At 41.7% G+C, this 11,660-nt stretch carries 13 protein-coding genes; 10 read left to right on the plus strand and 3 right to left on the minus strand.

Annotated features, from left to right (window positions below):
• The first annotated feature begins 6 nt into the window (after window positions 1-6).
• From L1068_RS09140 to L1068_RS09155, 4 genes are all read left to right on the plus strand, one after another.
• Window positions 7-3,120, plus strand: coding sequence for a multidrug efflux RND transporter permease subunit (locus tag L1068_RS09140; RefSeq protein ID WP_237130014.1), 3,114 nt, complete (start codon window positions 7-9; stop codon window positions 3,118-3,120).
• Window positions 3,121-3,265: 145 nt separating this feature from the next.
• Entirely contained in the window at window positions 3,266-3,580 is a 315-nt protein-coding gene (locus L1068_RS09145) for an HI1450 family dsDNA-mimic protein (RefSeq protein ID WP_054978582.1), read from the plus strand.
• Between the two features lie 58 nt (window positions 3,581-3,638).
• Complete coding sequence (locus tag L1068_RS09150; protein WP_054978581.1) at window positions 3,639-4,436, plus strand: DUF481 domain-containing protein; 798 nt, start codon at window positions 3,639-3,641, stop codon at window positions 4,434-4,436.
• Between the two features lie 12 nt (window positions 4,437-4,448).
• On the plus strand, window positions 4,449-4,877 hold the full coding sequence (locus L1068_RS09155) for a hypothetical protein (RefSeq protein ID WP_105170799.1): 429 nt from the start codon (window positions 4,449-4,451) through the stop codon (window positions 4,875-4,877).
• A 39-nt stretch (window positions 4,878-4,916) separates the two neighbouring features.
• On the opposite strand, the gene L1068_RS09160 is transcribed toward L1068_RS09155, so the two are convergent.
• Both L1068_RS09160 and ygfZ read right to left on the minus strand, forming a co-directional pair.
• The gene (locus tag L1068_RS09160; protein WP_100912880.1) at window positions 4,917-5,435 is read right to left on the minus strand and encodes a peptidylprolyl isomerase; all 519 of its coding nucleotides are present in this window, start codon (window positions 5,433-5,435) and stop codon (window positions 4,917-4,919) included.
• Between the two features lie 7 nt (window positions 5,436-5,442).
• Window positions 5,443-6,345, minus strand: a complete 903-nt coding sequence (ygfZ, locus tag L1068_RS09165) for a tRNA-modifying protein YgfZ (RefSeq protein ID WP_237130015.1) — start codon at window positions 6,343-6,345, stop codon at window positions 5,443-5,445.
• Window positions 6,346-6,451: 106 nt separating this feature from the next.
• On the opposite strand from ygfZ, the gene L1068_RS09170 reads away from it, so the two are divergent.
• Entirely contained in the window at window positions 6,452-6,703 is a 252-nt protein-coding gene (locus tag L1068_RS09170) for a succinate dehydrogenase assembly factor 2 (RefSeq protein ID WP_010560776.1), read from the plus strand.
• A gap of 184 nt (window positions 6,704-6,887) precedes the next feature.
• A complete protein-coding gene (locus L1068_RS09175; RefSeq protein ID WP_237130016.1) occupies window positions 6,888-7,091 on the plus strand; it encodes a hypothetical protein in 204 nt (67 codons plus the stop codon).
• On the opposite strand, the gene nadB is transcribed toward L1068_RS09175, so the two are convergent.
• A complete protein-coding gene (gene nadB, locus L1068_RS09180; protein WP_237130017.1) occupies window positions 7,088-8,698 on the minus strand; it encodes an L-aspartate oxidase in 1,611 nt (536 codons plus the stop codon). The genes L1068_RS09175 and nadB overlap by 4 nt on opposite strands.
• Before the next feature lie 346 nt (window positions 8,699-9,044).
• On the opposite strand from nadB, the gene rpoE reads away from it, so the two are divergent.
• From rpoE to L1068_RS09200, 4 genes are read left to right on the plus strand one after another with little or no spacing between them, the layout of a single operon-like run.
• Complete coding sequence (gene rpoE, locus L1068_RS09185; RefSeq protein WP_237130018.1) at window positions 9,045-9,626, plus strand: RNA polymerase sigma factor RpoE; 582 nt, start codon at window positions 9,045-9,047, stop codon at window positions 9,624-9,626.
• An 8-nt stretch (window positions 9,627-9,634) separates the two neighbouring features.
• On the plus strand, window positions 9,635-10,240 hold the full coding sequence (locus tag L1068_RS09190) for an RseA family anti-sigma factor (RefSeq protein ID WP_237130019.1): 606 nt from the start codon (window positions 9,635-9,637) through the stop codon (window positions 10,238-10,240).
• Entirely contained in the window at window positions 10,241-11,185 is a 945-nt protein-coding gene (locus L1068_RS09195; RefSeq protein ID WP_237130020.1) for a MucB/RseB C-terminal domain-containing protein, read from the plus strand. It begins immediately after the preceding gene.
• Complete coding sequence (locus L1068_RS09200; protein WP_237130021.1) at window positions 11,185-11,634, plus strand: SoxR reducing system RseC family protein; 450 nt, start codon at window positions 11,185-11,187, stop codon at window positions 11,632-11,634. The genes L1068_RS09195 and L1068_RS09200 overlap by 1 nt, the downstream gene beginning before the upstream one ends.
• The last annotated feature ends 26 nt before the right edge of the window (window positions 11,635-11,660 follow it).

Genomic DNA, 11,660 nt, shown 5'->3' on the forward strand with positions numbered 1-11,660 from the left:
GCGTAAATGATTAGTAAAACGTTTATTAATCGGCCCAAATTTGCGCTGGTTATTTCAATTGTAATTACCTTAGCTGGCTTAATTTCGTTGTATTTGTTGCCAGTGAATATGTACCCTCAAATTACGCCACCACAAATTCAGGTGACTGCTGTATACCCAGGTGCGAGTGCTCAGGTTGTTGAGGAGTCGGTGATCCGACCCATTGAAGAGCAAATCAATGGAGTGGAAGATATGCTGTATATCGAATCCACGGCCGCTAATAACGGTACTGCTAGCATTACCGTGTACTTTAAAGTTGGTACTGACGATGATATGGCGCAAGTGAATGTGCAAAACCGCGTTGCACTTGCCGAAGCTGGGTTACCAGAAGAAGTAAAACGTCAAGGAGTTGTTGTGCGTAAGCAATCCAGTAATATGCTATTGGGGGTGACGCTTTACAGCACGCAGGAAAATCTTGATGAAATCTTCCTAAGTAACTACGCCACAAACTATTTAACAGAACCTCTTGGACGTATTCCGGGTGTTGCAAACGCTGAAGTAATGGGTGAAAAAACCTATTCAATGCGTATTTGGTTAAATCCAAACAAAATGTCGTCGCTTGGTGTTACTGTGGCGGATGTGCAAAATGCACTGCGAGAGCAAAATTTAATTGTTGCTGCCGGTAAGTTAGGCGCCAGTCCTGCTCCGAAAAATCAGCAGTTTGAATATTCCATTCAGGCACGCGGTCGCCTAAAAACCCCAGATGAATTTGGCGATACCATTATTAGAGCTACTAACGATGGTGATTTTATTCGCTTGTCGGATATTGGTCGCATTGAATTGGGTTCTAAAGATTACGCGTTTACAGCCAAATTAAATGGTGAAGATACTGCGTTTTTAGTTATTTATCAGCTGCCAGATGCTAACGCGACTGAAGTGGCTGCAAATGTGAAAAAGCAAATGGAAATTCTCTCTGAGCGTTTTCCTGATGGCCTTCACTACAGCATGCCATACGATACAACTGAATTTATTAACCGCTCTATAGAAGAAGTAGTGGTAACGCTTTATCAAGCAGTTGCGCTGGTAATTCTAGTGGTATTTTTATTCCTCCAAAATTGGCGTGCAACGTTAATTCCGTCAGTGGCAATTCCTGTGTCGTTGGTTGGTACGTTCGCCTTTATGATGTTGATGGGTTATTCAATTAACACGATTACTTTGTTTGGCTTGGTATTGGCTATCGGTATCGTAGTAGATGATGCCATTGTTGTTATTGAAAACGTTGAACGTATTTTAAAAGAAGAAAAGTTGCCAATTAAAGAAGCGGTAAGTAAAGCCATGGAGCAGGTTTCAGGGCCAATTATCGCGACAACTCTGGTATTGCTTGCGGTGTTTGTGCCAGTTGGTTTTATGCCGGGCATTACCGGTGAGCTTTATAAACAGTTTTCAGTAACTATTTCATTTGCTGTACTTATTTCATCGATTAACGCATTAACGTTAAGCCCTGCACTGTGTACTTTGTTACTAAGTGAAAAAGTAATGAAGCCAATTAAATGGCTAGCACCCGTAGAAAAAGGCATTATTTCTTCTACTTCTAAATATTCATCGACAGTTGGTTGGTTGTTAAAACGCTCAGCGCGTGTAGGTTTAGTAACAGTATTACTATTCGCTGCAACAGGTTGGTTAACCAAAGCGGTTCCTACCGCGTTTGTACCAGCGGAAGATCAAGGCTTTTTGTTTGTTGATGTGCAATTACCAGATGCAGCAGCCAGCGGCCGTACTGCTGAGGTAATGGCGAAAGTAAGCGAAACCATCTTAGCTGACCCTGCGGTAACCGATATTATTACCGTATCGGGTATTTCACTGCTTGGTGGTCCTGGTTCAAATAATGGCCTTGGCGTAATTGTGCTGAAAGACTGGGAAGATCGAACTGCGCCAGAACTTGGCTTACAGCAAGTGATCCCACGTTTAATGGGACAGATGTTTGCAATGCCAGATGCGCAAATTTTTGTCTTTAATCCACCGCCAATTCCAGGTTTAGGTACGAGTTCAGGTTTTGAATTTAGATTGCTAGACAGCGAAGGGCGAGCGCCTGCTGATTTAGCGCAGGTGATGAACGGCTTAATTTATGAGGCTAATCAGCGTCCTGAATTAGCTAGCGTATTTAGTACTTTCCGCGCTAATGTGCCGCAGTATTTCTTAGAAATTGACCGTGATAAAGCCAAAGCGCAAGGTGTTGCTTTGAGTGATGTGTTTGTTACCTTACAAGCGCAACTTGGTTCGTTGTACATTAATGACTTTAACCAATTTGGCCGTACTTATCAGGTTGTTATTCAAGCCGAAACTGAGTTCCGTAAAGATCCGTCTGACTTAAATAACTACTATGTACGTGCTAGCAGTGGTGAAATGGTGCCGCTAACGACACTTGCGAGCCTTGAACCAATTTTGGGGCCGACTAGCGTAAATCACTTCAACCTATATCGCAGTGCAAGCATCACAGGTCAGCCTGCGCCAGGTTACTCAAGTGGTGAAGCAATTAAGGTGATGCAAGAGTTATCTGCACAATTACCAACAGGCTACATTTATGATTGGGCAGGGCAAACGAAACAAGAAATTCAAGCTGGTAATTTAGCGCCATTGCTATTTGGTTTAGCGATTATCTTTGTTTACTTATTCTTGGTTGCACAGTACGAAAGCTGGACGATTCCGTTTGCGGTAATTGCGGCCGTACCGTTAGCGATATTTGGTGCGATGAGTGCGCTTTATACGGTTGGAATGGCAAACAATATTTATGCGCAGGTGGGCTTAATACTCTTGATTGGTTTATCCACTAAGACCGCCATTCTAATTGTCGAATTTGCGATGGAACAACGCGCAGCGGGCCACAGTATTTTTGAGTCGGCACTTAACGCAGCCCGATTACGTTTTAGAGCAGTATTGATGACGGCACTGTCGTTTGTACTTGGAGTTTTACCATTAGTATTTGCAACCGGTGCAGGTGCGGGTAGCCGTGTTAGTTTAGGTTTAACCGTACTGGCTGGTATGTTGGCCGCGACTATTTTTGGTACTTTGTTAATTCCAATATTCTATGCGTTGATTCAAAGTATGCGTGAAAAGGTGAAAGCAAAGCTGGCACATGAGTAACAGTTACACAGGAAGGCCAGCTATTAGCTGAATTTTAGGCTAACAGTCGGTAACCTGCGTTAAAATCACAAAATATAAGGCAAAGAAGCACTTCTTTGCCTTTTTTGTTTTGATATAATTATCAAAAAATGCGAAGAGTCGAGTTATGAGCAACCAAGATCACCTATGGACAATTGAAGAAGCGACTAATCACGCGTATGAAGTGTTTCTTGAATTGGCGCCAGACAACTTGTCTGAACAAGATATTGTTGAGTTTAATCAATATCGTGAAGATTTAGGCTTTATTGAAGAAAGTGAGCCGGATGAGTCTTGGCAAGAATTTACCGAATTTGAAATTGAACCAGAGCTGTATATTCAAGTGCTGGTGGGATTAGAGTTTGAAAACCAAGATGTGTTATTTGCGCGCATTTTAATTAGCCGTGATAAAGCAGCGCCGTTTGTTCACGTCTTGTGGAAGTAGTTCTTTTTATAAAATTGGTGTTTTAGCTTAGCTGGATTGAGAGTTAGAGTAGTATTAAATGCGTTGGATTGTGTTTTTTTATTGTGTTCTTTTTTGTTCGAAATTACTCGCTGCGGATCCGGATCCGTTTGAAGACTTTGCCGTTTATGGCGAAACCCCAAGTGATGAAAGGTATGAGCAAAATAAAGGGCGACTTTTGTTTGGTGATTTAGAACTGGGTTTTATTGTAACGACAGGCAACACTAATACTGCTAGTGCAAAACTCAAAACTAACATTATGCAAGACCTCAATAATTGGCGCAACCAATTGAAGTTTGATTCCTTGGTAAAAAAAGATAACGATAATGAGGAAGGCGATGAGCTGTCTGCCACGCGTTATTTCACTTCATTGCAAAGTAACTACTTACTTGAAGACAAAAATAACTCACTGTTTTTATACGGTGATTATGAATTTGATAGATTTAGCGGTATCGAAAAGCAAGCGAGCTTTGTTGCTGGTTACGGTTGGCGCTTTTTAGAAAATCGTAAAGACAGCATTGATTTAGATGTTGGTCCTGGGGTTAATTATCAGGTTAGTGAAACCGATGAATCGGATTTAGGTTACTTGCTGCGATTAGCTTTGCAGTGGGAGCGAATCGTAAGTAAACGCACGCGCTTTAATCAGGATATTAGTGCGGAGCATTCGTTAAGTGGGTTAAACTCCCGCATCAAATCTGAGACGTCATTGGTGAGCCAAATTAGTGGGGCACTTAGTCTTAAGTTTTCATATTTATATCGTTACAACACCATGCCTGAAGAAGGCAAACGCAATTATGACGCTGAAACCAGTGCTACCTTTGTTTTTAGCTTTAACTAACTTGGAATATTAATGACCTATTCTCATAAACAAATCGCCTGGGCTATTTTACTGCTGCTTTCGTGGATTTTTTCATTTACCTTATTGGCGGTTTATTTAATCGGCCCGATTACAGGTCTGCTGATTTTTTCAGGTTTTGTGGTACTGGTGGCATTTTTATTTCATGGCATGACAGTTTCCGTAAAAGATAACACAATAAAATGGGGTTTTGCTTTTGGCTGGTTTGGTCAAACTTTACCCTTGTCAGAGGTTGTTTCGTATCAGGCTGTGGAGAATTCATGGCGACATGGCATTGGTTTACGCATTAGCCATGATGGGTTTGTGTATTCAGCCCACGGTTTTAAGGCGGTTGAATTAGTGCTGCAGGATGAAACAAAAATTAGGCTTGGTACAAACGATCAAGCTGGCTTAATCGCCGCATTAGATAAACAAAAAAAATAGCGCCCTAAAGCGCTATTTTTTTATTGTCAGTGCTGTAAATTAACAACAGCCGCCATTTTCATCATGTTTGTGATCGTGGTTTGAACCACAGCCTCCTTCACCATGAACATGGCCATGTGCCAATTCTTCTTCTGTTGCGTCACGTACTTCAAGTACTTCAACATCAAATGTTAAATCAATACCAGAAAGCGGGTGGTTGCCATCAACAATCACATCGTCTTCTTGAATATCGATAATTACAACAGTTTGCTCACCGTCATCGGTCGTTGCGCGAAATTGCATGCCTACTTCAATATCCATACCGTCAAACATTGACTTAGGTACTGCTTGCATCAAACCGTCGTGACGCTCGCCATAGCCATCTTTTGCTTCAACTTCTACAGTAAAGGTATCGCCAGCTTGCTTATCAATAAGTGCATTTTCAAGACCTGGAATTAAAAAACCCGAACCAATGATGAATTCTAGTGGCTCGTTATCAAATGAGCTGTCGATGGCATTGTTGTCTTTGTCCATTACTGAGTAATGAAGCTTTACTACTTTTTGCTGTGCAATTTTCATATTAAACCTAATCTTCAAGTGTGTAAGGAAGAGCACTCACGCTAAGGCGTGACTCTTCAAGATCTTTAACGCGCAACTGAGCTTGCTCAGATGTGTCGTTTGGCAGTACCGCTTGAATATATGTGCCTTCATCGGTAACCGCAGTGTTAATTACTTTACCGGCTCTACGCCAGTTTTCACCAAGCTGAGCTTCAACGTCGCTTGCTGTTTCAATGTTTTGTTCGGCGGCAAATAAGCTGTACATTGCACGCTTATTTTTGCCTAGATATTTCATGCGCGCGACCGTTTCTTGGCCTGTGTAACAGCCTTTATTGAAACTAATTCCCCCAATCGCTTGTAGATTGACCATCTGCGGAACAAACTCATCGAGTGTTTGGGCATTTAGGCGCGGCAATCCGGCTTTAATATTAGCTGCAAGCCATGCATTTTCATTATTTGTAAGTGTAATTTTGCCTTCAAGTTCAGCTTGTTTTTCTTTCTCAATAACAAGTTGCACTAAGCCTTCGGCTAGCTTTAGCGCATAACCTAATTCAAATTGCACTAAATTGTGGCTGGTAAATGAAATCGCCAATGCAGACTCAATTTCACTGGTGGTTTGCGCTGTTACACCAAGGCTAATAAGTTGCTCGCTTAGGGCAAATTCTACTTTTGAAAAAACACCGTATTTTTTAAGTTCACTAAAGCTTTGCTCGGCTTCAATGTCACTTGCTAACATCAAGTAAGCGTCGTTTGCCGCTATTAGCTTGTGTACTGACCAAAGTTTACCTTTTGCATTGCAATGCCCTGACCATAAGAAGGTCGTGTCGTCTAATAAATTAAGATCTTGTGTAACTTGTCCGTGCAGGTAAGACTTGCGGTCTTGTCCGCTAATTTGAATGATTTTTTCTGAAATGCGAGAAGCGACTATCATAATACCCTACCACTGAAAATTAATGCCTTGATTTTAACTTAGATTCCTGATGATTGCATGCTTAGCTTTTGCTACTATTAAGACGCGTGAATTAACGAGGTATAAAATGAGCAATTTAGATAGCAAGGCTAAATTACGTTGGGCGTGTCGACGCGGTATGTTGGAACTTGATGTGTTGCTAAGACCATTTGTTGATGAAGCTTACGACGCATTAACAGATAATGACAAAGCAATTTTTCAACGTTTACTAGCGGCCGATGACCCTGATTTATTTGCTTGGTTTATGGGGCATGAAAAATGTGAAGACGCTGAGCTAGATTACATGGTTAAAACGATTTTAAATCGTGTCCGCGTATAGGTTATACGTCGCAAAATCTAACATTGTGCCGAGTGTTTATCTCGGCATTAACCTGCCTATATTTTTCTTTGCTTTACTCCCCGCTGAAAATATTCTCTCTGCCCTACTTGTTTTAGTGTTTCTCGTACTGGTTAGTATTATCTGTTTCTTTAAGCTAAAAAGAGCGTTAGTAAGTGACTGTTATTTGTTACTCGAAGATGAGCGTGTATTGTGCCAGCACAACGGCAAAAAAATCGGTGAAATAAGTCCGTTTAGTATTGTAACTGCATGGTTTGTATTAATTCGCTTTAAACGGCAAAAAAGTGAGTTTAATAAATTGATTTTGCTTAATAAGTTATCTGCAAAAGATAAAAAACGGCTACTGAGAGCCGTTTATCGAGATATTTAAGCTGATGCGTTTTTGTGCAGCACGGTAGGTGTTGGGTTTTCAGTTTGATTTGGGTAATCAAGCGTATAGTGCAGACCGCGGCTTTCTTTTCTTTCAAGCGCACTGCGAATAATGAGCTCAGACACTTGAACTAGGTTACGCAGCTCCAGCAGATTATTACTCACTCTAAAATTAGTGTAGTACTCATCAATCTCTTGTTGCAGTAACTCAATGCGACGAAGCGCTCGTTCTAGGCGCTTGGTGGTGCGAACAATACCAACGTAGTCCCACATAAATAAACGCAGTTCGTGCCAGTTGTGAGTAATAACAATTTCTTCATCAGAATTTGTCACTCGACTTTCATCCCAGTTTGGAATGTTTGGCGCGTTATGTTCCGAATTAAGTTTTGCCATAATGTCTTTAGCGGCAGCTTGTGCAAATACAATGCACTCAAGCAGTGAATTACTCGCCATGCGGTTAGCGCCGTGCAGGCCCGTATAAGCGACTTCGCCAATGGCATAAAGATTATCTAAATCGGTTTTGCCATTAAAATCAGTCATTACGCCGCCACAGGTATAATGCGCAGCTGGAACCACAGGAATTGCCTCTTTTGTAATATCGAGGCCAACACTTAAGCATTTTGCGTAAATAGTGGGGAAATGGTCGATAATAAAGTTTTTATCTTTATGACTGATATCGAGATAAACGCAGTTAGCGCCAAGGCGCTTCATTTCATAATCGATGGCGCGCGCAACTACATCACGCGGCGCCAGTTCGGCGCGCTCATCAAAATCAGGCATAAAGCGTGAACCATCAGGGCGTTTTAAGTACGCCCCTTCGCCGCGCATTGCTTCAGTAATTAAAAAGTTCTGTAATTCAGGGTGATACAAGCTGGTTGGGTGAAATTGGTTAAATTCCATATTGGCGACACGGCAGCCCGCACGCCATGCCATTGCAATGCCGTCACCACTAGAAACATCAGGGTTTGATGTATACAGATAGACTTTACTGGCACCGCCTGTGGCAAGTGCGACAAAGCGAGCACTAATAATTTCAACTTGTTCGGTAATGCGATTCCAAACATATAAACCGTGGCAGCGTTTGCCTGTGTTATTCAGTTTTTCATCGGTGATTAGATCAATTGCATTATAGCGTTCAAGCAATAAAATGTTTTCGTGCTCTTTTACGCGGTCGATAAGCGTGGTTTGTACTGCCTTACCGGTTGCATCAGCTGCATGCAGAATACGACGGTGGCTATGCCCGCCTTCGCGGGTTAAATGGTAGCGTTCTTTGCCAAGGGCGTTTTTATCCATATCAAATGGTACGCCTTGTTCTATTAGCCACTTCATACAGGTTTTTGCGTTGCTTGCAGTGTAATGAACGGCGTCGCGATCACATAGTCCACCGCCCGCTGCAAGAGTATCTTCAACATGCGATTCAACACTGTCTTCTTTATCAAAAACTGCGGCGATGCCGCCTTGGGCATACATGGTTGAGCCTTCAGTTAATGGCCCTTTACTTAATACGGTGACGTGACAGTGATTTGCTAAGGTAAGCGCTAAGGTTAATCCAGCAGCACCACTTCCTACGATGACAACATCGGTTGTTAACTGTGGTGTATTTGTCATACAGGTATCACTTTACAATGCAGGTAATTTATTTGGCATATAATAACACCAATTATGACAATGATAAAAAGACAAAAGTCGCACAGCTTATTTGTAAGGTAGTATAAGAATGTGAAAAACAGCGAAGAAATAGCGATAACGTGATTTTATGCTAATTTTGCTTAAGGAAAAGTGTTAAAGTGACCCTGTGACAGTCTATTTATCTATGTTTAAGACTAACAAAGATAAATTGATTTAAAGTTTTTATAAAATGTTTCGAACTTTTTCAAACTCCTTGAGTCCTATATTGTGACATTACTCTTGGGAACTAGAGAAAGATTATAAATTAAGAGGAGTACCGGCTCGAATGAGCGAGCAGGATTTGGATTTAGCGCTAGTAAGAAAAGTTCAGCAGGGTGATAAAAACGCATTCAATGTGTTAGTTAAAAAATATCAGAACAAAGTTGCGAACTTAATTGGACGTTACGTCTCTAACCATGGAGATGTTGCTGATATTGCACAAGAAGCGTTTATTAAAGCATATAGAGCGTTACCGGGTTTTCGCGGTGACAGTGCTTTTTACACTTGGCTTTATCGTATAGCTGTTAACTGTGCTAAGAATCATTTAGTTTCACAAGGGCGCCGTCCGCCAGCCAATGATGTTGATGCGGATGATGCAGAATTTTATGATGGCGCTGATGCACTGAGAAGTAATTCAACACCAGAAAACTTGTTGCTAAGCGATGAAATAAAGCAGGTAATTTTTAGGACCATTGACGGCTTACCGGATGATCTTAAAACGGCAATTACATTACGCGAATTAGAGGGGTTAAGTTACGAAGACATTGCCATGATAATGGACTGTCCTGTCGGGACGGTGAGATCACGGATATTCCGTGCTCGAGAGGCAATCGATAATCGACTTAATCCAATGTTAAATAATGCATAGGTCACTTTATGACTAATTTGAATGAGAAACGAAAAGAACAAATATCGGCACTGTTTGATGACGAACACAGCCTCGAAAGCCGACATTTGGGGGATGAGTTAGAGCACGCAGCATCGCGTTATTCACTGATTGGTGATGTAATGCGTGGCGAAGGCAAAGAACTTATTCAAATCGATATCGCAGATCAAGTTGCACTGGCATTAGAACAAGAAGAAACCTACAGCCAAGAGCCAGAAACGCCAAGCGTAACTGAGCAAGAGGCTGCGGTTAACCAACAAAGTACAGTTGCAATCTCAAATTGGAAAAAACCGTTTGCCCAAATGGCAATTGCAGCAAGTGTTGCTGCTGTTGCGGTAATTGGCGTGCAATCTGTTCCTAAGGATTCAGATATCATTAGCCCTGAGCCACAACTGCAAAATTTAGAAACCATGCCTTTTGGTGGTACTGCAACGCCAGTCAGTTATTCAACTGAGCCTGCGCTTGAAACCGCTCAAAAAGGACTGCGTGAGCTTGAAGAAAAACGTTTAGGTGCGCTGTTATTAGAGCACCAAAGACAATCGCGTATTGCTCAAGCTGAAAAAGCGAAAGAAGACGAGTTGGAGAACAATCAGTAGATGCGAATATTCGTAGTCTTAGCTTGGCTTGTAGTTGCGTTGCCAAGCTTTGCTTCTGAACCTAATGAAGCGAAACAGCTTTTATTAGAAATGGCCAATACGGTCAAAAACAGTAACTTTACCGCCTCGTTTGTTGTTGTAAAAGGGCGAAATAATATAGAACCTTACGCGTGGCGACATGCAAATTACAATGGCACTGAACTTGAGCACTTAAGCCTGCTCGACGGTGCGGGTGTTGAAATGTTGCGTGTTGGCAATATAGTTACCTACTTTGAGCCACAAAACCCACCTTATTCTTTAAACAGCTCGTCTTTAGCGGGCCCAATCCCAAGCATTATTTTTAACGATATCACTGAGCTGGAACCAAATTACCACTTTGCAATTGGTGGTAAGTCACGGATATCAGGTCGTGTAGCACAATTGGTGCGTATCGAGTCAAAAGACCAAGCAAAATTTAACTATTGGTTGTGGCTAGATGAGCATTCAAAGCTGCCACTTAAAACTGCCTACGTGTCGGCAGCTGGCGAAATTGTTGAGCAGCTGCAAATGACTAACGTTAGTTTCAGTGAACAACCGAGTGTTGAACTTATCGAAATGAGTCAGCAAAATCTGCCTGCGCCAGTAACCGCTGTAAAAGAAGAGCAAAGTATTGAAACATGGCAAGTTGATGCGATGCCAACGGGTTTCGCACTGGTAAAATCAGAGCGTCAAACGTTAAACTTAAACGGTGAGCTTGCCGATTATTATCTTTACAGTGACGGGTTAATTGAAGTGTCGGTCTTTATTCAAAGACCGCTTGCTAGTAATAGTCGTAGCAAAGCGCTTTCGGCAGGTGCTACAACGGTATTTATTCATCAAGCACCAGGCTATGAAGTCTCTGTGATTGGTCAATTGCCGCCAATGACTGCTAAACTAGTAGCAGAATCAGTTCAACGCGCTAACTAATGATTGAAAAAACGTTTACGGTGGCCAAAGTAGACAATACTTTGGTCACTTTTGCATTACCTAAACCCCAAGCATGCAGTGGTTGTGATGGTAAATGCGGCTCGCTTACCTTTGCTAAACTATTTGCTAATAAACGTTCAGAACTTACGATTGTAAGTGATGCTGCCCTTGAAGTCGGGCAAAAAGTCGATTTAACCTTAGATGATTCTCATGTCATTAAAATGTCGTTGTGGACGTACATGGTGCCTTTGCTGCTTGCTTTAGTGTTTACTATAGTTGCGGCACATGTATTTGTTGTAAGTGAAGGGTGGCAAATTTTATCTGCAATGGTAGGTGGTTATACGGGGTTTTTGCTAGCAAAAGTGAAGCAAACGGGCCTTAAAAATCGCATTAAAATAAAAAAAATTCACCCAATCAGCTTACCAATCACGCAAATTAATGGTGATTAGCCCAAATTAAGGGTAAAATCGGCGTT

It is taken from the genome of Pseudoalteromonas sp. MMG024 (assembly GCF_021654175.1).
GTDB lineage: Bacteria > Pseudomonadota > Gammaproteobacteria > Enterobacterales > Alteromonadaceae > Pseudoalteromonas.